Raw genomic sequence first — 22,695 nt, forward strand, 5'->3', positions numbered from 1 at the left:
TTCCATGGCAGGCGCACATATTGCACCCCAAAAGAAGGCCTCGCCGCTCAACGTCGCTCTTGGAGTGATTGGTGAACTCTTCATTACCGTCGCCATCCTTTTGATTGGCTTCGCATTCTGGCAACTCTACTGGACGTCTTTCAAAGTTGAAGGACCTCGCCAGCAAGCGATCGAAACATACGCCCAAGCGCACGCGCCCGCTACCACAAACGTTGGTGAGGAACGCACGGATGACCCGCCGTCAATGGCGACCAGCGTTGACCCAAATCAGATCTACGGTCTTATTCATGTCCCAAAGTGGAACTGGATGAAGATTCCGTTGGCGGAAACCACATCGACATTCGTCCTAGACCAGGGTTTCGCTGGCCACTATGAGGATACCGCTCAGCCCGGCGACATCGGCAACTTCTCTGTCGCTGGCCACCGTCGCACCTACGGCAATAACTTCCGCTGGATCGACCGCCTATCCCCCGGCGACCCCGTTGTTGTCGAACTCGACAACCACTACATCACGTACACTATGGAAACCAGCGAAATCGTTGAGGCCGATGACCCGGACAACTACCGCGTCGTCGCCCCCGTGATTGATGATGTCACGTGGAGCCAGGTGCCCACTGAACGTTGGATGACCATGACTACCTGCCACCCCGAATACGGGAACTCGCAGCGTTTCATTGTTCACCTGAAGTTCAAGTCATGGACTCCTAAGGACACTGGCGTGCCCAGTGCGCTGGCGGACGAACCCGCAGCCTGATCCCATTTTCTCCGCTTGAACATTGCTTGAAAAGGACATTTGATCCACATGTACGCTTGGATTTTCCGTCATCTTCCCGGACCGACATGGTTGAAGGTTATTGAGTCGTTGGTTCTGATTGGCCTTGTTGCCTACGCTCTTCTTGAGTGGGGTTACCCGTGGGCCCAGGAATACTTAGAGTTGGGCGAAGCGTCCGTCTGACCTGTTCACCCGTTGACGCTTTCGCCGTTTCAGGTGGCGTCCGGCTGACACTTTTCCGCATACGCGCGGATGGTTCGTGCCGGTTCGTTTGATCTTCGTGTCGTTGTGACGCGGTGCCAACGTGTTCTGGCGCGTGGAATCGGCGTGATTTTATCAGGGTGGCTTAAGGGGGACGAGGCCGCGCCCGGACGGGCGCGGAGCTTGAAGCCTGTTGTAGCTGAGCGGAAATACGCCACTATGAGTGAGGCGCATAGTTAAGGTTTGCATCTGTTGATGTTGCGGTGAAAGATCCAACACTCTTCGGCGTAACTTGGCGGGGATCATGTGATCCCCGCCAGGCCTCGTCAATCAAATCCACCCACGGCGAATCGGACAACTACCCACTAGCTACCCGAGTTCGCTTGACCGGAATTGTTCGGATTAGGCGGAGCCGGCTGCGGACCCTTTGACACCGTAAGGTTCACGGTCGAACCTTGGGTGACAACAGAACCCTCAGTCGGATTCACCGCCAGAACACCGCCAGCTTCCAGATCGTTCGAGTACTGCTCCGTCACCGATGTGCGTAAGCCAAGCTCCTGCAAAGTTTGAATAACAGACGCCTGGTCGTAACCAACCAAACCTGAAGGAATCGTGATCTTGCCAGAAGACACAGTCAACGTGACCGCCGTGTCCTTACTAACCGACGTGCCAGCAGCCGGGTTAGTGGAAATCACCAGACCTTCCTTCTGGCTCGGGTCATCCGACACCTGAACGGAACCAACCGTCAAGCCCTTCGCAGCCAGAGCCTCACGCGCCTGATCCTGCGTCATACCCGTAACATCTGGAACCTCAACGCTCTTCGGGCCCGATGACAGGCTGACCTTCACGGTCGATCCCTTTTTGACCTTCGAACCAACCGACGGGTTCACCTGAGCAACCTTGCCTTCTTCCACATCCGCAGAAGCAACAGGGTCAGCGGTCTGCTCATACACAAGCCCCAGAGCCTCAATTGCCTGTTTCGCGGCATCCGGGCTCATACCCACTAGATTGTCAGGAATAACAACGGATTCAGCGCCACTCGACAACTTCGCCGTCACGGTCGAACCAACCTCAACCTGATTGCCCGACGGCGGATCAGTCTCAGCGACCTTGCCTTCTTCAATCTCGTCAGAGGCAACCGTCTCATTCGAAATCGCGAACACCAAGCCAACAGACTCCACCGCGGACTTTGCCTCTGCCTGCGTCATTCCGATCAGATTGTCGGGGACGGCGACCATCTCTTTATCCGAAGAAGCATGCGACAGTGCGTACCAAATAGCGCCCATCAGCAACAGAGCCACAACGACAAGCGCGACAATAATGCCCTTCTTCGACTTCTTTTCCGGTTCTTCCTCAAGCTCCTGCGCCGCAACGGGCGCAAAGGTCGTTGTCGCATTTGACGGGGAAGCAACTGCCGGAGGCAAGGTTTGAGTCGGCTGCGAATTCGCTACGTTTGCCGCAGCCATCGGAACCGTGTCCTCCCACACTGCAACGGCTGGAGCATTCACGTGGCCACCGCGCGACGCGCGCATCAAATCAGCCAGCATAGAGGCAGCTGACGTGTAGCGGTCTGTGCGATCCTTTGCCAGAGCCTTCATCACGACGCGATCAAGTGCCTCGGGAACATCCGGGGTGATCGACGACGGTGTGGGAGGCAACTGCTGAACATGCTGGTAGGCAACGGCAACAGCCGAATCGCCGGTAAACGGCGGACGGCCGGTCAGCAACTCAAACAGGACAACGCCGGTGGAGTACAAGTCGGAACGCGCGTCCACCTGCTCACCGCGAGCCTGCTCGGGCGACAGGTACTGGGCAGTGCCAACGACAGCGTTCGTCTGCGTCATCGTCGCCTGCGAATCGGTGATCGCACGCGCGATACCGAAGTCCATGACCTTCACCTTGCCGTCATTCGTCAACATGATGTTGCCCGGCTTGATATCCCGGTGCACCAAATGCTGCGAATGGGAGTATTCAAGCGCGCCCAACACGCCGGACACGATGGCAACGGCCTCGTTGATCGGCACCGGAGTACCGTCAGCGAGCAGTTCCTTGACCGTGTGCCCCTCGACGTACTCCATCACGATGTACGGCACGGAGATAGCGCGACCTTCAGGGCCGGTCAGCATTTCCTCGCCCGTGTCGTACACGGCCACAATATTCGCGTGGTTCAAAGAAGCAGCCGACTGCGCTTCACGCCTGAAACGCGCCTGGAACACGGAGTCTCGTGCCAGGTCAGAGCGCAGCATCTTGATTGCGACAACGCGTGATAGGCGCGTATCGAAGCCCAGGTGGACTTCCGCCATCCCGCCGCGCCCGATCAGTGAGCGAACCTCGTACCTGCCGGCTAGACGGCGGCCCATGGAGTCTGCCATGTCTGAACCTCCTTCGTGGTGGGGAGCCCGTCACTGAGAAGCGACGTGAGTGACCCGAACATGTGCTGAAGAATGAAATATGCGCCCGCGAGAATCGCGATGATTATCAGGGCAATGATGATTGCTTGGATGATGCGCCGACCCTTTGAAACAGGTGGCGCAACCACCGACCTGTTGTACTGAGTCGGAGTCGGGGGCATGGTGCTCACCGGTGGCGTATTCCGCTTCGACACGGAGTACCAGACCTGCCCGCTCGCCTGGCTCGATGGCTTCGGCCTGACCCGCTTGGGTGGTGGCGACGACAGTTTCTGCTGGCGCGTCTTCGTCTGGGGGGACGAGGCTATGGCCTGCGTTCCTGAGCGCTTGGCTGAATCGGTGGCCGAACGTTTGTCGGTGGGAGCCGGTGGTGGTGGAAGCGTCGGCGATGCCGAAGCGTGAGCCGTGTCAGCCTCTTCGCGGACGCGAGCACGTTCCTTCAGTCGTTCACTGAGCTGACGACGACGCACCGAGGTTGGATCTAAGTCCGCATCCCCCTTGTTCGATGGCATGGCATCTCCTGAGAGCGACTGTGAGTGTTCCGTCTGGGCGTTCACATTTTGAGGATCCTGCGAATCCGACTGTTGCGTAAGGGTCTGCGGATCCGTTGGAGTATCAAGGCCCGCTGGGCGTTCCAGCATTTCCTCGGGAAGACTGCGACGCTTCGTGTGACGAACTGGCGCTGCCACGGGAGACGGATGAACCTGCGTCGGCTCCATCTTCGCCTCTGGGAAGGGGTCGGGAAGCGGATGAGTTGCTACAGAAATACCCATCTGCTTTGCCGCGTTCGACAGTTCGCGGACCAGCGCCACACCAGAGTCGGGGCGCTTCTCCGGCTTCTTTTCCAAGAGGTGACAAATGACGTCAGCAAGTGGACGCGGCACGTCAGAAGGCAGGGGAGGAACAGGATCATTCACGTGCGAGAACGCAATATCAACCTGCGTCTTTCCAGTAAAGGGTCGTCGCCCGGCAGCAGCCTCGTACGCAATCACACCCAAGGCGTACAAATCACCCAACGACGTCGCGGTTTCCCCCATCGCCTGCTCGGGCGGAAGGTACTGAGCCGTGCCCATCACCATTCCCGCGGCGGTCAGAGCTGCCTGATTATTCGAGCGCGAAATACCAAAATCGGTCAGCTTCACGATGCCGTCGGGGCGCACCAGAATATTCGCGGGCTTAATATCACGGTGGACAACCCCGGCTTCCGACGCTGCGCCGAGCGCCATCGCGACCTGCATCAGCACGGGGACGAGGTCCTGCGTGGCAATGCGATGACCGTCCTTCAAGTAGTGGTTGAGGGGCTTGCCTTCAACCAGCTCCATGACGATCCAGCCGCGACCATCCTGCTCGCCAGAATCCTGCACGTTCGCAATATTCGGGTGCTGGATACGCATCGCATTATTCGCTTCGATACGCAGACGCGACAAGGACAACTCTTCGCCAGAGAACTCCTGGCGCAATACCTTTGCGGCCACCATGCGACCGGTCACCTGATCGCGAGCCTTCCAGACCTCGCCCATGCCACCTTGAGCAATCGGCGTGAGCAGCGTGTAACGACCGCCCAGCTTCTTGCCTGCTGAATACTTTGCGGAAGAACTCATTGGATACCCGCCTCTAAAAGCGCACGAGCAATTGGGCCGGCAACGGTTCCACCGTGAGGAGCTGGATCCGTATCGTCACCCTCGACAAGGACAGCGAAGGCAATCTGCGGATCGTCAGCGGGAGCAAAACCCACCGCCCAGGCGTTCGCGCGTCCGTTAGTGCCCGTTTCCGCCGTGCCGGTCTTCGCCGCCACGGAAATGCCATCGAGCGCCATGGATGTGCCCGTGCCATACGGCTGATTGACAACACCCTTCATCATCTCGGTCAGTTGCGTCGCAATATCGGCACTAATCGGGGTGTGCAACACAGTCGGGTTGGTCTCGGATTGGACAGCTAAATCAGCATCTACAACCTGCGACACCAAGTAGGGCGCCATCATCTGACCACCGTTAGCGATCGTCTGAGCAATCTCAGCCATTTCAAGTGGCGTCACCTGAACTGAATACTGACCGATAGCGCTCATCGCCAGCTGGGCCGCGTCCGTCGTTTCAGGGAAAACCGAAGGAGTCACAGCAAGCGGAATCGACTGGGACGCGCCGAAACCGAAACGCGAGGCCACATCGGCAAGCTGATCGTGAGAAAGCGACTGCGAGGCAAGAATGAACGACGTGTTGCATGATCGTGCAAACGCTTCAGCCAACGTCGGATTCCCATCGCCACACGTCGAAGACTCAATGTTCGACACCGTCGTCTGAGTTCCGGGAAGCACTGTTGAAACGGGGGATTCCACATTCGTGGATGGTGAAGCGACACCATTTTCGATCAGAGCGATTGACGTCAAAATCTTGAACGTCGAACCGGGCTCATAGCGACTACCCGCGATCGCACGGTTCGATAGGGGCTCGTTCGGATCTTCCGTCAGAGCCTTATACGCGTCATTCACCGCCTCGGAATCGAAGGCGGCCAGAGAATTCGGGTCATAGCTGGGAGATGAATACATCGCCAAAATCGCGCCGGTCTTTGCATTCAACGCCACGACGGCGCCCTTGCGGTTACCCAACTGATCAGCGGCAATCTGTTGAAGGGTCGGATCCAACGTCAGCACCAAGCCACCGCCCTGGCGAGAAGCGCCCGTAAACAGGTTGTGAAGACGCTGACCAAGAAGAGCCTGAGACTGTCCGTCCAATGTCGATTCAGCGGCCGACTCAAGCCCGGTTGCCTGCGAAAATGCGGACGAGAAATACCCGGTTACCGAAGCATAAAGCGGACCCTGAGAATAGGAACGCTGGAAACGATTAGAGCCCTCAATCTTCGTCGACGATGCAATCGCCGAACCCGCAACAATGATCGGACCACGATCCGTTTCCGCCGCGTGCAAAATAGTGCGTTCATTACGCCCATCGGCGTTTAAAGACGGAGCCTGAAGGAACTGATTGTTCGTTGCAGCCAAACCAAGCAGAGCAAACATTGCGAAGATGATGATGGACAAGCGACGAATCTGATGGTTCATGCGTTCACCTCACGTGCAACAGACGGTTGGATACCTGAGTTCCACGGAGCAGGTGTGGCGGCGGGACGACGAGCAGCATCGGACACGCGAATCAACAGCGCGACAGTCAACCACGACGACACCATTGACGAGCCACCGGCTGCCAAGAACGGCGCCGTTAGACCCGTGAGCGGGATCAGGCGAGTAATACCGCCCAACACCACGAACAGCTGAATTGCCAGCGAGAAACTCAAACCCGTTGCCAGTAGCTTCCCGAAACCGTCACGAACGGAAATGGCGGCACGTAAACCGCGTTCAATCAGCACCAGATACAGCACCAGAATTGCGACCAAACCGGTCAAACCCAATTCTTCGGCAAACGACGAAAGAATGAAGTCAGAATTGGCAAGAGGAACCAACTGTGGGTAGCCACGACCCCAACCGGTCCCCATCAAACCGCCCGATGCCTGACCGAACAGCGACTGCACCAGCTGGAACGACCCGCCCGTCTGCTCATAAACCTCGGGATCCAACGCGTTCAACCACACCGAGAAACGATTCGCGACGTGCGGGAATGCCTTGACTGTCAGCGCAACAGCGGGCACGAACATGACGAAACCGATGACTAGCCACGACACTCGATTCGTTGCCACGTACAGCATCGCCACGAACAGGCTGAAGAACAGGAGCGAGGTACCAAGATCGCGCTGCAAAACAAGAATCGCAATACCGATCAACCAGACAACCAGAATCGGACCCAAGTCGCGGGCGCGAGGCAATCGCATTCCAAGGAACTGACGTCCACCAATCGCAAGATTGTCACGATTCGTCACCAAGTAGCCGGCAAAGAACAGTGCCAGCGTGATCTTCACCAGTTCGCCGGGCTGGAACGACATCGAACCAATGCGGATCCAGACTCGTGCCCCGAACGTTTCGACACCGAGCCCCGGAATCATCGGGAGCAGTAGCAGGATCAAGGACAGGACACCGAACGTGTACGTGTAACGACGCAACGAACGATGGTCCTTCAACACGATCAGAATCAACGCGGCGACAGCAATTGCGATGCCCACAAACATCAGCTGACGCATTCCGACGGTCGCCTGAGCAAGCGCATCGTAGGACATATCCAAGCGATAAATCATCGCCAAACCCAAGCCGGTGAGCGCTACCGCAATCGGCAGAATTACGGGGTCAGCGAAGGGTGCTAGGAAATGCATCCCCACCTCGGCAACAATCGCAATCGCCAGCAAAATACCGGCGTGCATCGCAAGATTGTCGGGCAACTCACCCGTGCGATTAATGTTGGTCAGAACATATCCGCCAATACCGACTGCCAAAGCAACCAGCAAAAGAATAATTTCAAGAACGCGACGAGGCTTCGCGGGAGCAACGGTCACAAGAGCCATCAGTGACCACCCGTCAAACTGTTATTCGTCGAACCTGATTGAGCCCCCGACTGTCCTGAGGACGCGGATTGAGCGCTATCGCCAGACTGAGAGTTATCAGCGTTCAGTGCAGACTTAAAGTTCTTCTTGTTCAGGCGCAACTGATCAATGTATTGATCGATCTTCTTACGCGACGAACGCAAAACAGGATCCTGCAGGCGTTGACGGTCCGCATCGGTCAACTCAGCCAACGAAAGATCCGTGACTTCGGCGGCGTGCGAAAACTTCCACGGTCCCAACGACTGCGGAATGCCCTGGTAGATAACGACGTAGCCATCCTGGCCGATCACGTAATACTGGCTCTGCGTCCACGACCAACCAAGCCATCCGCCAACACCGAGCAGAATAGCGACAACAAGACCCAAAAGCGGGGCGAACCAAGCGCGACGCTTCGTCTGATCCTCGCCGTCATCTTCGTCAATCGCCAAACGGCGTTGCTTCCGCAAAGCCGCCGCGCGCCCAGCCGCACCCTCGCCACCGCGAGAAGCAGCATGACGATCAATTGCCGCCGCGCCCACAATCTGGGGAGGCCCAACCGGATACGACCCGGGCTCGACAATGTCAGCAACAACGCACGTGATGTTGTCAGGGCCGCCCGCGCGAAGCGCAAGGCGAATCAACTCTTCAGCGCACTCACCGGGATCATCAATTTCGGCAAGAACAGCACCCAACGTCTCGGGAGACACAACACCCGACAGGCCATCGGAGCAAAGCAACCAACGATCGCCGACAACCGCTTCGCGGATCGTCTCATCCGGAGTCACATCCGCCTGAGAATCACCCAAAACACGCAAAACAACATTCTTATTCGGATGATGTTCTGCCTCTTCAGGCGTGATTTGACCGGACTCCACCAGATACTGAACGAACGAATGGTCCGTTGTTACCTGCGTCAGAGTCTCGCCACGCAGAACATAGGCGCGCGAATCGCCGATATGAACCATCGCCAACTTATTGCCCGAACGCATCAAAGCAATACACGTCGTCCCCAGACCCTCAAGATCCTTGTCTCGACGAGAACGATCCGACAGTTCATCGTGCGCATCCATCAATGCTTCGCGAAGCAACGGCAACATCTTGTCCGCAGGATACGAATCTGAATCCAGAGGAACAAGATGCGCAATCGCAACGCTTGACGCAATATCGCCACCGGCAGGACCACCCATGCCATCGGCTAAAACAAGCAGGTTCGGACCAGCATAACCAGAATCCTGGTTATTGCTTCGAACCAACCCAACGTCAGAACGGGCCGCGCAACGGAATTCAATCGGGGCAGTTGCCATCAGTTCACCAATTCAAACGTGGTCTGCCCAATACGCACAACATCGCCCGAATGAAGCAGACGAGGCTCGCTCAGACGCTCATCATCAACGAAGGTGCCATTACGGCTACTCAAATCCTCGATCCACCAGCCTTGCTCAGAAGGCTGAAGGCGAGCATGACGCCCCGACGCGTACTCATCCTCAAGCACAAGCGTCGATGCGGGCGAACGCCCAATCACAATCGGTGTCGTTCCCAACGGAAGAACAGTTCCCACAAGCGGGCCACCCGTCAGCAACACGTTCCGTGGCACATCGGGCTCAGAGTTTCGAGCCTGGCGACGGCCTTTTCGATTCTCTTTACGACGCTGATCAGCGGCCTTTCTGCCCTTACCGCGCGGGGTAACAACCGTGCCAAACACGTCACGACGCAACGTATTCACGGCACCCAATACGAGCAACCACAGTAGAACCAGGTACCCGATCCTAAAAACCGTAAACGCGAGATCCGAGGTCATTCATCACCCCCCGTTTCCGGGTGAGTCCAAAAGTCGATGACAGTACGACCAATCGTCAGCTGGTTACCATCCAGCAGGGTCGCAGCATCAATCTTGTGGCCCTCAACAAACGTGCCATTCGTGGAACCAAGATCAGTAGCAATCACACCGGTCGGCGTGATCCGCAGTTCAAGGTGACGGCGCGAAACGCCGGTGTCGGCGACGATAATATCGGCTTCGGTACCGCGACCAATCACCGTCACGGGCTCCGTCAGTAGCCAACGCTCACCATTCACCTCAATGATCGGGTGCTCAGGCGAAGGAGACGAGGCAGTCGCTGGCGCGACACTCCCACGCTTATTCGAAGCCTCGACGCGCAACTTGCCTGCCTGCTCCTCGTCATCCTCGCGGAACTCAACGCTTACCGGGCCAAGCAGGGCGTACCCATTGTCCGCAGCATACTCGGTCGCCTGCGTTGCAAATTCGTCCGCAAGAACACTTAAGTCAGCTTCCAACGAATCCAAATCAGCCGGCGTAGCAAACACCGTGAAATGATTCGCCGCGATTGTGCGCTCCGTTGACAGCTCCTGCGCCGAATCGTCCATCGCGCGACGAATCGCCGAGTTCACATCAACCGCTTTAATGCCGGAACGAAAAACCTTCGAAAAGGCATCGTTGACACCACGCTCAACTGCGTTCTCAAAGCGATCAAAGATGCTCATGCTCGGTACTCCTAGGGACAGGCGGTATTGGACGCTTTTCTGGCGGTTGATCGCCGAGATATCGACTCTCTTCCAACGGAAAAACGTTTCGCGTGAGCGTAAATGCACACACGTAACACAGACAGTTTAACCGTCAACGCGAAAGTGAGGGTTTTTTGCGGACGCTTCTGCGCGATTTCTAGGGTAAATCCGGGGGTGAAACGAAAGGGCCCTGGCAACCGTGCTGGTTGCCAGGGTCTTTGTCAGTTGTCTTGAAGGAGGGCCCTTAGAAGTCCCAGTCCTCATCTTCAGTGTCGACGATCTCGCCAATCACGTAGGAAGAACCGGAGCCCGAGAAGAAGTCGTGGTTCTCGTCAGCGTTCGGCGACAGGGCCGCCAGAATTGCCGGGTTCACGTTCGTTTCATCGGCCGGGAACAGGGCCTCGTAGCCGAGGTTCATCAGCGCCTTGTTCGCGTTGTAGCGCAGGAACTTCTTCACGTCCTCGGTGAGGCCGAGCGGATCGTAGAGGTCCTCGGTGTACTGCTCCTCATTCTCGTAGAGCTCGTAGAGGAGAGCGTAGGTGTAATCCTTGAGTTCGTCGCGGCGCTCGGGAGAGGACTCGGCGACGGCGAGCTGGTACTTGTAGCCGATGTAGTAGCCGTGAACAGCTTCGTCGCGGATGATGAGGCGGATCAGGTCAGCGGTGTTCGTCAGCTTAGCGTGTGCCGACCAGTACATCGGAGCGTAGAAGCCGGAGTAGAAGAGGAAGGACTCGAGCATCGTCGAGGCAACCTTGCGTTTCTCCGGGTCGTCGCCTTCGTAGTAGGACTTCACGATTTCAGCCTTGCGCTGCAGGGCCTCGTTCTCTTCCGACCAGCGGAAAGATTCGTTGATTTCTTCGGTCGACAGCAGGGTCGAGAAGATCGACGAGTAGGACTTCGCGTGCACGGACTCCATGAACGCGATGTTTGTGTAGACGGCTTCCTCGTGCGGAGTGCGCGCGTCGGGGATAAGGGAGACCGCGCCGATCGTGCCCTGGAGCGTGTCGAGCAGGGTGAGACCCGTGAAGACGCGGTTCGTCATCAGCTGCTCGTCCGGATGCAGGGTTTTCCAGGACTGAATGTCGTTCGACAACGGCACTTTTTCAGGCAACCAGAAGTTGCCGGTGAGGCGATCCCAGACCTCGAGGTCCTTCTCGTCCTCAATGCGGTTCCAGTTGATCGCTTCAAAAACGGGCTGAGTGCTCACTGGTCTTCTTTCAATCCGGGGTGTGCTTCGTATCCAAGCGCGGACGCTTGGGGGTATGGACATAGCCTACCCGCGATGTGGGTGGGTAGGTGAGGTGGGTAGGCGACCGATCTTGTGAGATCGGCCAGTTGCGCACAAATCGAGTGTGCGCCAATCGACGAGGCCGCCTGCCGATCTTGGCTCTGCTCTTATCGCAGGTGGAGCCAGGGAGTCGGTGCTCAGTCACGTACCAACTCGAAAAGGTGGTCGATAACGTTCGTTCCGGACGCGCGCAGGCCGTCGTGCTGGTACTCGTTCGTGATCCACGTGCGTGCGCCACGGATTGTCGCCGCGGTGTCGAGGGACAGTTCACGAGGCACAAACATGTCGTCGTAGTAGACGGATGCTGCGACCGGGACGGTGTTTTGAGTCAAAACCTCGGGAATGTAGACGGCCGGCCAATCCGTGCGTGTCGCCAGAATGTCGCAGGCTTTCGCGAACGGGCGGAGGAACGGATCCTCGTCGAAGAAACGGCGCATCATGTGCTCGCCGGTCAGGTAGTAGGGCTCAGATTCGTCGAGCGGATCGGCATCCTTAGCGAAACCGGGGATTTCTTCGGCTAGACGGTCGGCGGACCAGTTCGTTGTCGTACCAGCCAGGTCGGGGGTCGCACCCGCATAAATTGTTTCGTGCAGAACCGCGTACATGGGGGTGCCTGCAATTTCCGCCGCGATTCCTTCGAGGAACTGGTGTGACAGGCGACGCCGTCCTCGCACCGTCGTCCACGGGCCTTCGAGCAGATAGTGCAACATGTCTGTGCGCGTTGTTGTTCCCAGGCCCATGCCGATCATGCGGAATCGTGCGGGGCTCAGACGTTCTCCTGTTGGCAGCAGCTCTTCGGTGTCGCGCAGGTGAGCGGCGATTTCACGGATCGTGCGCTCGTCGGATGCGTAGCGTGAGAAGTAGGTCTGGTTACGCTTCGCCGTGGCGGCGTATGTCCGGCGATAGATTTCGTCGACGTGTGTAAGGCCCGGCAAACCACCCGTAATGAGTGACTTTTCGAGGCCCTCAGGGGCGAGCGACAGATAAGCGGTCGTGATGAATCCGCCAAAGCTCTGGCCCAGAGTCGACCACTGTGCGTCGCCAGCCAGCTCACGGCGAACATGCTCGGCATCCCAGACAATCTGATCCTGGCGGAAAAGCATCAGGTAATCAGCCAACGCCTGATCGTTGATGGACCCATCCGGGTTATCGAAGCGACCAGACTCCACCAAACTGCGCGCATCAAGGCGCCCCGACTGGCCCGTGCCTCGTTGATCTAACAGAACCAAGCGGTGGTCGTCGAGCAGACGCCCAAGCCAGCCATCGCGGAAGTCACCCGAACGAGGCGCGCCAAAACCGGGACCCCCCTGCAAATACACCAGGTAGGGGAGGTCTTCGCCACCGGGTCGGATCACCTCACGCGCGAAAATCTCGATCGTTTCCAGCGTCTGCGGAGTCGACGCGGGTGCGTTCAGCGTCTTCCGGTGATCCAACGGGACGACGAAACGGTGTTCATTGACGGTACAAGAGTGCTGAATATACGAGTTCACGAGCATGAACCCACTGTATCGCGGGCGGGCGATCCAATTCGCATACCCGCAACGATGTCAGTGAACCGAGAGCAAGCTGGCTCTTTACGGGAGTGCGGTTGCAGGCTGGACATCACTCAGCAATTTTGCGCATGGGTCGCTACTGCTCGTTCGAGGGGCGCACTGTTGACGTCAGTGTGGCCGTCTCTTAACCTTTCAGGGTTGTCTGATGATGAACCAGGCTCAGCCCACGCGAATTCTCACTTGGCTCCCAGACCGACAGCTCAACGCTGGCGCCGTTCTTCCATCGCATTTCGTAGCGAACAAGCCAAGCGCTTCCGGCGGGAGTCACCGTCATGCGACTGATCTTCGCGTCGAGGGGAACAGGGCCCTCCAACGTCGTGGTCACGTTCCCGTTCGGCCAAACGCGCGTGCAGTCCGGGGCTACGATCTGCTTTAAAACCGATGATTCTCCTGTAAGCCAGGCGGTGAGGAACACTTTTTCATTCTCAATCAGACGCGACCTGTTGTTCGATCCGGAACCGTCACGCATCTCCATGAAAGAAGAGTCAGAAGAAGAAACCGACGGCTCCGCGACTGCGCTCGCGGAATCATCGCCGGAATTACCGGTCTCGTTGGACTGCGTAGCAGGAGTTTCTCCCCCACTACCAGCAAATCCGGGGCCAGGCTTGGGGATGCGACCCGCCTGGTATTCCTCGGCGCATCCGCGCGCGAAGTTGTCGGCGAGCTCGTTCATGGTGTGCCCGGCGTGCCCTTTCACCCATTCGAAGGTTACGTTGCGCCCAGCGATAACACGGTCAATTTCTTGAATCAGTTCAAGGTTCTTGATCGGCTTCTTATCGGCCTTCGCCCACCCGCGCTTCTTCCACCCGTGCATCCACGAAGAGACCACGTTGATCGCGTACTGCGAATCGGCCAAGATATGGAGTTCACAGTCAGCAAACCCAGCGGCTTCCGTGGCCTTCAACAGCTCAAGAACAGCGGTGAGCTCACCCAGATTGTTCGTCCCCGATTCCCAGCCACCGGCATCCCAGCAAGTGGCGTCAACAACCCACGCCCAGCCGGTGGGACCAGGATTCCCAAGTGAAGAACCGTCAACGGCAGCAACGATACGGTTACCCGCAGGCGTCATCGCTGATCACCAGCCTTGTTCATTGCTTCGGATGCTTCAGACGTACCTAGTTCCGATGCTGCGGGTTCGCGAACTCCGACCTGCCCGAGCGCGAAAGCGAACTCTTCGGCGCGAGCCTTCCAGCGCCCTTCACGGCCAGACGGCCCAGCATGACCCGCAACCATCTGAGTACGCAGAACAATCGGACGCGAGGCGGCAAGGTCAGCATCCGTGTTCTGCCCTGACGCTTCTCGTAGGCGTTGGACCCACTTGGCCGGCTCAACAAATTCAACGCGTGTGTCATTCACCGACGTTGTTGCCATAACCGCTGGCAGAGCGACGTTTTCTGGCACGTTCTCGTACGGCGTGTAGCCCTTCATAATCCGGAAGATCTCCGGGCTTTCAATGGGGTTACCCCACTCTTCCCATTCACCGACCGTCAAAGGAAGACTCGGATCCAAGATTGTCGTCAGAGCGTCGACGAAAGGAACGCCAGCGATCACCGTTCGGTACAGGTCGGGAGCCATATTCAACACGGCACCCATCAACAGACCACCGGCACTTCGTCCCTCAGCAATGAGGCACCCGGGAGTAACCCACCCTGATTCGACCATCCAACGCCCAACGTCAATGAAGTCGGTGAAAGTATTTACCTTCACGGCTTCCTTCCCATCGTCGTACCACGCGCGCCCCAGTTCACCACCACCGCGGATATGCGCGATCGCAAACACCACACCGCGCTCAAAGATTGGCAGGCGGAGTGTCTCAAACTCGGGGTCATAGGAGACTTCGTACGACCCATATCCCAATTCCCACCCGGGATGTGTGCCGTCAGGTCGCACATCAACCCCGTGAATCAACGTAACCGGAATCGGAGTCTTCCCATCGCGAGCTGTTACCCACACACGCTCTTCCACCATCGTGGACGGATCCCAGCCGGGAGCCTCCGCGACCTTCAGCAACGTCGTTCCACCGCTGAACGGATCAACTTGGATTGTTGTTTCCGGTTGAATCTGCGACTGAACACGCACGCGGAAGAAACGGTCATCAAAGCGTGGTCCCTCGACGGAGTTGATCGTGCGCACCGGAGCCTTTGCTTCCACGAAGTGCCCGTCGCCCCAGAGTTCGCACAGTTCGTCGCTCGAAAGGGGACGAGGCCGGGCATCCCCGCTGACGTCAACAGCCGTGTTTCGGGTCCGGTACTCCACTTGTGTCAGAGCATTTGAACGCATAGAAAGCACACAGAACGATGCCCTGGCTTCCACTTCGAGCAGGCGTTCGCCTGCGCCTGCTTCGCGCACAGTGACCCACGTTGACGGTGGAGCAAAAGGCACAGGTTCACCACCCTCAATCGCTGATCCAGACTCGCGATTACCAAGAACAGCGCGCGAATAGTCAGCATCGACGGGAGTTGCCAGCGACACAAGATCAGACGGATAAGAGGCAACGGCAAGCGTGCCCTCTTGCGACAGAGCAGTGTGCACCAGAAGTAGGTGATCGCCAGCAGAATCCACCGCCACCATCACACGCTTTGCCAGACCGGTTATCGAGACCGGGCGCGTTGACGGATAATCCGGCAACCACACCCATGCCTGACCAGACGTCGACGACATGGAATGAATGAGGACATGGAACGGGTCCCCACCATCGGAAATCCCCATTTCAAAACGCTCGTCAGGGTCAACCAGAAGCAAACGATCCTGATCGCGACCGGTGCCAAGCTGGTGCCACCAGACTTCGCACGCGCGCCACGCGTCATCGACACCCATGTAAATAAACGAAGCGGAATCCGCTGCCCACGCCAGCCCATAACCAGCGTCAACCACGGCTTCATCAACGATTTCGCCAGTATCGGCAACCTGAACAACCCACGTGAAGCGCTCATCGCCAGCAGTGTCCCGCGCCCACGCGATCAAGCGACCATCGGGACTTGGCTGAATATCGGCGACCTTAAAGAACTCCTGTCCCTTTGCCAGAGCGTTCTCGTCCAGAATCAGCGTCTCGCCAGGAAGAACATCATCAACACTGGGCTGAGGCGGAAGAGCAGACGCGTCAACAAGGCCCTTGCGATCAGCCGGCACACGATGATGCGTCGCATACGAATCGCCCTTATGCCACTTGCGGAAATACCAATAGTCACCGTCCAAAACGGGAACCGAGACATCGTCCAGAGCCGTATGCCTCTTCACCTCGGCTGCAATCGCTGTAGCCAAGGACTCAGTTGCCTTACACACTTGATCCGCCCAGCGATTCTCTGCATTCAGGTGCGCGACCACATCAGCATTCGACTCATCGCGCAACCAATCCCAGCCATCATCAAAATGATCGCCGTGAATATCGCGGACGCGGTAGCCAAATCGACGTTCGGCCACGGGTGGAAGGGTGAATGTGCTCATGCACAGACTTTAACCCGCACCATGCACAAATGTTTTACGTGCTCCCGCACGGGTAAATGAGCCTGCGCCTCAACAAATGAAAACCTCGGAAACTCGTGCCAAAATACACGCCCCGAGCCCAGAACGTCGAGCATGGCCTCGTCAATAAAATCCGCAGAGCTACGACAAATTTGCGAGCGTCAACCGTGAGCGCACATGCTGGACCTCGGCGAGCATTTCGAACCGGGCGGGCATAGTCTGCAAACGTGCCTGAAATGTAAGAAACCACCGTTCCCACGCTGACGAATAGCATCACTGCCGTTGCCCTCGTCTTCGAAGGAGGCGGGTTTTGTGCTCCGGGCTGCACCTGACGCGACGTTTTTGCACCAAAGAGCCTAGATTTGTCGCGCTAGGTGCAGTTCGTGCAGTTCCAAGCAACGCGCAGATGAAGCTTTACTGTGAGAGTGCCTGATTGTTTGTGTGTGGAGAGGTTGGGTTTATAAGTACTCCGCGAATCGGTCTGGGTATGTTACGGCTAGTTGGTTGATGGCGTGTTTCCAGCTGTTGGTTTGGCTCCTTCAATATGTCCGTTGCCCTCAATATCGCGTTTGGCTTTCTTCGGGCGTTGGGTAGCGCGCGTTTATCTTCTATGGTGCAAATCATCAGCCAAAGCGTTTTCAGCGTGGCGATATCAGTTGGGGAACTGATGGCGGGAACTGCAGAAACGGCACGAACCGCTCCCACGCAACCTGCGAAAAATCGACGAGGTTCGGGCTTGAACAAAACTCGGGGTGCATCCGAATGGATGCACCCCGAGCCCCGTCACGGAGCCGTGTTACTCAGTCGCCAGTGCCTCCACGGGAGAGACCTTTGCAGCCTTGCGTCCGGGTAACCACGAGGCAATCAAAGCGGCCAGCACGGACACAGCAACAACCGCAATCAGTGTTCCCCACGGCATGACGATTGCAATGGTCACGTCCTCCAAAGGCATGGCGTATGTTCCCGCGATTCCAAAGATTATCCCCAGAATCACACCGATGGTTGACCCAGCCAACGCGATACAGACAGCTTCGACACTCAGCATCGTCTTAATATTCCGGCGGGTCATACCAAGAGCGCGCAACAGACCGTTCTCGCGGGTGCGCTCGGCAACCGACAGGCTGAGCGTATTCGTTACACCAACCAGTGCAATCAGAACTGAAATACCGAGCATTCCGATCACGACCAGTAGGACTTGATCGATCGCCCGGTTGTAGGTTTCGCGTTCAAGAGCGGTACCGTTCACCGAGTACTGGTCGTTGAGCGACAGCAGAGCGGACTGTACTTCGGTAGCACTCGCTTGGTCGTCCAGCTTCACTTGAATCGTGCTCACACCGGCTGATGAATCCAGTGTGCTGAGGGCGTTCGCAGAGATTGAAACGTAGTCAACCGGGAAGTGTTCGTCGATGAGAGCGGTGAAGTCCGCACACTTTCCGTTCGAGGTACACACCTGAACCGTGTCTCCGGTCTTCACTGTGCTGCTCGAAAACTTTGCGGTCGAATCATCCAATACGTCAACCGTGGAGTGTGCGACCGGATTCAAGTCGGGCACGCCGTCGATGAAGACATCAAGCGAATCGGTCCCCGCTGTCATCGTTCCGCTGGTCCCGTGAATCTCAAGCGCCGCGACAACACCTTGTGTCCCAGTGACCTCCGACAGAGCGGATGCGGGTAGCTCACCGCTGACAGACTGCACGGTCAGATCGTAAGGACGAGCAGAATCAACCTCGGAAGTGAGCGTCTGACGCATTGATGCTGCGCCCACACTCATCATGGTGATCAGGGTGACGCCAATGGCGATAGCAACACCTGTTGCTGCGGTGCGACCAGGATTGCGAACAGTATTTTCGCGTGCCAGCTTTGACGTGGTTCCCCGTCCAAGACTGCCCCACAGACGTGCCAAGGCCGGGATGAAAACGATCGATGCGCACATCATGGCGACTAGCGCGACCATCCCGGAAAGGAATGCAACCAGGAAACCGCTGGTTGACCCACGCATGAAAAGGCCAACACCCATACCTGCGAAGGCAAGTGTCGCAATGATGAGCGAAAGAATGAAGAACACGCGATGCGACTTCTGCGAGGACGCGGTTTCCGCTTGATTACCCAGTGCCTCGATCGGAGACATGCGAGCAATCGAGCGTGCGGGGCGCAGGTTCGCGGCGATGGTCATCAGCGTGCCAGCTGCCCACGTTCCCGCCAGAGCGATCGGCGAGGCAGCCGAGGCAACTGCGTCAGAGAACGAGACAATCTCGAACCCGTTCAGGATCGCAAACCCACCCAATGCGCCCACGGCGGTACCGACCGCCGACGAGATCAGGCCGATCAGTGCGGCCTCGCGCATGACCAACGACCGAGTCTGCTTCTTTGTTGCGCCAATGGCGCGTAGCAGGGCGAGCTCGCGACGCCGCTGAGTCATTATCACCTGGAAGGTCGTCGCAACAACGATAATCGCGACAATCATCGAAATCACGGGGAAAATCAGGAATATCGCTGTGAGTGCTGCTGACCCGACGGCCAGTTTCTCAAGATCTCTTTCGTATGCCGCGTGGCCGGTCATTACTGTCAGACCGGTGTCATCGAGTGTCGTTGTCAGCGTGTTCACCAGCTTTTCTTGCTCAGCAATCGACGGGGAGGCGCTCGATGAGGCAACCAGAATGCTGGTCGTGTGCTGCGAGTGATTGGACGCGGCAACCAAGCCGTCCGGTGTCATTATCGCAACACCTTGGCCCGTCGGCCCGGTTTTCACCAGACCCGAAACGGTCAGGCTGGTCTTTGGAGCAGAAGCATCCTGCGTGTACGAGGCGCTTGCTTGAATCGTGTCGCCTACCTTCACGCCAAGGTTGTTGGCGGCGGTCGTGTCGAGGAAGATCTCAGTGTCGCTGTTCGGAAGGGCACCTTCTGTTACTTCACTGCGGTGGAAAGGTTCCGGCTGGGTAGCGCTTGCCATGCGAACCGTCCGCTTAGCGCCATTCGACAGATTTAGGAATGCCATCTGTTGCGGTGCAATTGCCGTGACACCGTTGGTTGCCTTCAACTGATCGGTGACCTCTAAAAGATCCGAGTGGCCGGCATTGTAGAACTCGTCAGTAGCTTCGACCACCGCGGCAGCGCCTTGGTAGGAATCGCGCGCACTCGCGGTCAGCGATGCGGTCATGCCGTTGCCGAGTGCCAGGAACACCATGATGAACGCGGTTGAAATCGCGACGGCGAGGCCGGTCGCCACGTAGCGACGACCGTGCGTCTTCACGTTGGCGCGAAGCAAGTGGCCAAGGGTTCCACGTGACGTGGAAGCGTCAGTACGAGGCTCGGGTGTAGGGGCGAAATCGCCCGGCTGTTTAATGGAGCTCATCGTGCAGCCTCGCTCAGCTGAGCTTCGGTCGGCTTGGTCAGATCGGCACGGATCTTTCCGTCGCGCATCACCAGGACACGGTCGGCAATCAGAGCGGCGTTTTGATCGTGCGTCACCATGATGACGCTCTGTCCCAGCTGATCAACGGTGGCGCGAAGAAGGTGCAGGACCTCGCGCGAGGAAGCGGAGTCCAGGTTGCCGGTCGGTTCGTCGGCGACGATCACTGCTGGCTTCGATGCGAGCGCACGGGCAACGGCGACGCGTTGCTGCTGGCCACCAGACATTTCCTGTGGGCGATGCTTCAGGCGATTCCCGATACCGAGCACGTCGACGATCATGGAGAGCCAACGGCGGTCAGGTTTTTGTCCGGCCAGGTGAAGGGGAAGCTCAATGTTCGCACGCGCATCAAGGGTGGGAACAAGGTTGAAGCTCTGGAATACGAAACCGATGCGGTCGCGACGAAGACGGGTCAACGCGTCATCATCCAGTTGCGACAGGGTTTTACCTTCGATCCGAACCTCGCCACTGGTCGCCAAATCGAGACCGGCAAGCATGTGAAGCATGGTCGACTTACCTGAGCCTGACGGACCCATAATGGCGGTGAACGTGTGCTCGTAAAAGTCGACGCTGACGTCGTCAAGCGCTGCGACGCGCGTATCGTCTTGACCGTAAATCTTGGATACGTGATTAAGAGCGACAACGGGCGTGGACGATGAAACGGATGAGACTGACTGAGATTGTGGAAGTGGAATACTCATGCTTCAACTGTGCGCCGAACAGCGAGCTACGCACTATGAGGGAAGCGCCCATTTCCACCCCCATTTTCTTGTGGGGGATATCCCCGATTAACCTCGAATAGAAGGGGGTCAGTCCTCTTCCAAGGAGTCGGTGGCGACAATACTGAGTCCGCGGAAACGGTTGATCGCGGCCCCAATGTCGACGCGTCGCGGGCGAGCCAAGAATGCCGGGTATGAGCGTGCCCCGAACTTTGTCAGCGCGTCCAAGCCTTCGGATGCGAACTGACGTTCAAGACGAGCAAGCAGTTCGGCTAGCGCCATCTTACCGGCAGCATAGTTTCCTAAAACTCCTCGGACCGCCCACGCGATTGCTTCGGTCTGACCCGGATCGACGATCTGCTCCACGTCCGTCAGGGTGATTGTCTGGCGGTCGATCATGACTTCGTCCAGGCCCGCGGACTTCGTCTTCGGGCGGTCGGACGTGGGGCGCAGGCGATGGGGGATACGAGGCGCGGGCATCGCGAATTCCTGCTTGTCATTACGAGGCCGCGGCATGTGTTCAGCTACATCCTTGGCGCGGGCGGTGACGTCCACGCAACGGTAAGTGTCAAGCATGAGGACGCAGTCGGCAACGTCCAGATAGTCGCCAGAACCGCCCATGACCATAATCGTTGAAACATCCTGCTGAGCAAGAGCTCCGATACGGTCAACGAGGGGAGTGATCGGCTCTTTTTCGGTCGCGACGAGGGCGCGCATACGCTCATCACGGATCAAGAGGTTCGTTGCCGAAGTGTCTTCGTCGATCAGCAGAAGAGGAGAGCCGAGTTCCACAGCCTCCATGATTGCCGCAGCCTGAGAGGTTGAGCCTGAAGCGTTCGACGTCGAGAAGTTCGTCGTGTCCACACCACCTGGCAAGTGTGAAATAAAAGGAGAAACATCGACTCCGGTCACGGCACGACCATCGGCTGCGCGTACCTTCATGGCGTCCGGAAGAGTTGCTACGAGTTCGCGACCGTCGCTTGGAACGTGCGCGTACACGCCTCGCTGGATTGCTGATAATAGCGTCGACTTGCCGTGGTAGCCACCGCCGACGATCACGGTGACACCGGGAGCAATTGCCATGCCACTGACTTCGCCCGCGTGAGGCAGGTTCACCGTCTGACGCAGAGTATCCGGGGACTCAAAAGTTACCGCGGTATCGGCGTCCATCGGAACCTGCGAAACCCCCGACTTACGGGCAAGCAACGAGCCATCGGCAATAAAAGACACCCAGTTGTTTTTCGCCAGAGAATCGATCAGAGCGCAATGATCCTCGTACGTCGCAATGTGGGTTTTCAGGGCGGAGGTCTTGGCGACGGTGATGTCATCGTCAGACACAAAATCAAACGTGTCCATCACAATGTTCGGAATATCCACGTCGAAAATACGGGCAGCTTCGCGGCCCATGATCGTTCGACCTCGCGCAGGCATCTGAACCTGGAAACGGATCTCAACATGATCGGGCATCACCTTCGCGCTTGAACGTTGCAGGATCTCTTGACCCGGGTGAGCGATCCGAATTCCACCACCACGAATACGGTTTCTGATTGCTGCCTCGAAGGCTCGCGCCAGGAAGTCAGCCGTCGCCAGGCGAGCCTGACCATTGGCCAACGCTTCAGGTGGCAAGCCCATTCGATCGGGTTTCGCAGTTGCGCGAATCGGCGACGGAGGAGCGTAAGGGTCGGACTGAATCCGATCAATGCTCAGCGAAAAATCGCCGTAATCCCAGTCGCCGATCACCGACTTATACGACCCGTAGGAGCGACCATCCAGACGGTCGAGGTCACGAATCAACTCCGCGTCAGAGCCAGAGCGCTTGTGGAACTTATCGTCGGTGTGAAAGCGAGGGGCCATGCCCCTATCGTATCGGGTCGCTCCACCCCGGGCACAGGTCGAGCCGGCGGG

At 57.7% G+C, this 22,695-nt stretch carries 16 protein-coding genes and 1 pseudogene; 2 read left to right on the top strand and 15 right to left on the bottom strand.

The window, feature by feature from the left end; all coding sequences use genetic code 11:
• The first annotated feature begins 4 nt into the window (after nt 1-4).
• Both QP109_RS04880 and QP109_RS04885 read left to right on the top strand, forming a co-directional pair.
• The gene (locus tag QP109_RS04880; RefSeq protein ID WP_101628431.1) at nt 5-754 is read left to right on the top strand and encodes a class E sortase; all 750 of its coding nucleotides are present in this window, start codon (nt 5-7) and stop codon (nt 752-754) included.
• 48 nt (nt 755-802) lie between these two features.
• Nucleotides 803-955, top strand: a complete 153-nt coding sequence (locus tag QP109_RS04885; protein WP_006680642.1) for a hypothetical protein — start codon at nt 803-805, stop codon at nt 953-955.
• Between the two features lie 383 nt (nt 956-1,338).
• On the opposite strand, the gene pknB is transcribed toward QP109_RS04885, so the two are convergent.
• The 15 genes and pseudogenes from pknB to QP109_RS04960 form a co-directional block, all read right to left on the bottom strand.
• Nucleotides 1,339-3,345, bottom strand: a complete 2,007-nt coding sequence (pknB, locus tag QP109_RS04890) for a Stk1 family PASTA domain-containing Ser/Thr kinase (RefSeq protein ID WP_285023683.1) — start codon at nt 3,343-3,345, stop codon at nt 1,339-1,341.
• Entirely contained in the window at nt 3,318-4,982 is a 1,665-nt protein-coding gene (locus tag QP109_RS04895) for a serine/threonine-protein kinase (RefSeq protein WP_285023686.1), read from the bottom strand. Before QP109_RS04895 ends, pknB begins: the two co-directional genes overlap by 28 nt.
• Complete coding sequence (locus QP109_RS04900; RefSeq protein ID WP_285023688.1) at nt 4,979-6,433, bottom strand: peptidoglycan D,D-transpeptidase FtsI family protein; 1,455 nt, start codon at nt 6,431-6,433, stop codon at nt 4,979-4,981. The genes QP109_RS04895 and QP109_RS04900 overlap by 4 nt, the downstream gene beginning before the upstream one ends.
• Nucleotides 6,430-7,821: an FtsW/RodA/SpoVE family cell cycle protein gene (locus tag QP109_RS04905; protein WP_285023690.1), complete on the bottom strand. Its 1,392-nt coding sequence runs from the start codon at nt 7,819-7,821 to the stop codon at nt 6,430-6,432. The genes QP109_RS04900 and QP109_RS04905 overlap by 4 nt, the downstream gene beginning before the upstream one ends.
• Nucleotides 7,821-9,143 carry a PP2C family protein-serine/threonine phosphatase gene (locus QP109_RS04910; RefSeq protein WP_285023692.1) on the bottom strand — a complete coding sequence of 441 codons (1,323 nt, stop codon included), beginning with the start codon at nt 9,141-9,143 and terminating at the stop codon, nt 7,821-7,823. The genes QP109_RS04905 and QP109_RS04910 overlap by 1 nt, the downstream gene beginning before the upstream one ends.
• The gene (locus QP109_RS04915) at nt 9,143-9,637 is read right to left on the bottom strand and encodes an FHA domain-containing protein FhaB/FipA (protein ID WP_285023694.1); all 495 of its coding nucleotides are present in this window, start codon (nt 9,635-9,637) and stop codon (nt 9,143-9,145) included. The genes QP109_RS04910 and QP109_RS04915 overlap by 1 nt, the downstream gene beginning before the upstream one ends.
• Entirely contained in the window at nt 9,634-10,338 is a 705-nt protein-coding gene (locus QP109_RS04920; RefSeq protein WP_285023696.1) for an FHA domain-containing protein, read from the bottom strand. Before QP109_RS04920 ends, QP109_RS04915 begins: the two co-directional genes overlap by 4 nt.
• A 265-nt stretch (nt 10,339-10,603) precedes the next feature.
• Nucleotides 10,604-11,566 (bottom strand): class 1b ribonucleoside-diphosphate reductase subunit beta, encoded by a 963-nt coding sequence (nrdF, locus tag QP109_RS04925; protein WP_285023697.1) that lies wholly within the window; start codon nt 11,564-11,566, stop codon nt 10,604-10,606.
• 218 nt (nt 11,567-11,784) lie between these two features.
• Nucleotides 11,785-13,143 carry an alpha/beta fold hydrolase gene (locus QP109_RS04930; protein ID WP_285023699.1) on the bottom strand — a complete coding sequence of 453 codons (1,359 nt, stop codon included), beginning with the start codon at nt 13,141-13,143 and terminating at the stop codon, nt 11,785-11,787.
• A gap of 181 nt (nt 13,144-13,324) precedes the next feature.
• Complete coding sequence (locus QP109_RS04935) at nt 13,325-14,269, bottom strand: ribonuclease H family protein (RefSeq protein ID WP_285023701.1); 945 nt, start codon at nt 14,267-14,269, stop codon at nt 13,325-13,327.
• Entirely contained in the window at nt 14,266-16,644 is a 2,379-nt protein-coding gene (locus QP109_RS04940; protein ID WP_285023703.1) for a S9 family peptidase, read from the bottom strand. Before QP109_RS04940 ends, QP109_RS04935 begins: the two co-directional genes overlap by 4 nt.
• Nucleotides 16,645-17,120: 476 nt before the next feature.
• A pseudogene (locus QP109_RS04945) lies at nt 17,121-17,396 on the bottom strand (IS256 family transposase); the annotation flags it as partial.
• A gap of 62 nt (nt 17,397-17,458) precedes the next feature.
• Nucleotides 17,459-20,014 (bottom strand): FtsX-like permease family protein, encoded by a 2,556-nt coding sequence (locus QP109_RS04950; protein ID WP_285023704.1) that lies wholly within the window; start codon nt 20,012-20,014, stop codon nt 17,459-17,461.
• Nucleotides 20,011-20,772 carry an ABC transporter ATP-binding protein gene (locus QP109_RS04955; RefSeq protein WP_285023706.1) on the bottom strand — a complete coding sequence of 254 codons (762 nt, stop codon included), beginning with the start codon at nt 20,770-20,772 and terminating at the stop codon, nt 20,011-20,013. Before QP109_RS04955 ends, QP109_RS04950 begins: the two co-directional genes overlap by 4 nt.
• A 108-nt stretch (nt 20,773-20,880) precedes the next feature.
• Nucleotides 20,881-22,644, bottom strand: a complete 1,764-nt coding sequence (locus tag QP109_RS04960; RefSeq protein WP_285023708.1) for an ABC-ATPase domain-containing protein — start codon at nt 22,642-22,644, stop codon at nt 20,881-20,883.
• Between the last annotated feature and the right edge of the window lie 51 nt (nt 22,645-22,695).

Source organism: Pauljensenia sp. UMB9872 (genome assembly GCF_030212665.1).
Lineage (GTDB): Bacteria > Actinomycetota > Actinomycetes > Actinomycetales > Actinomycetaceae > Pauljensenia > Pauljensenia turicensis_B.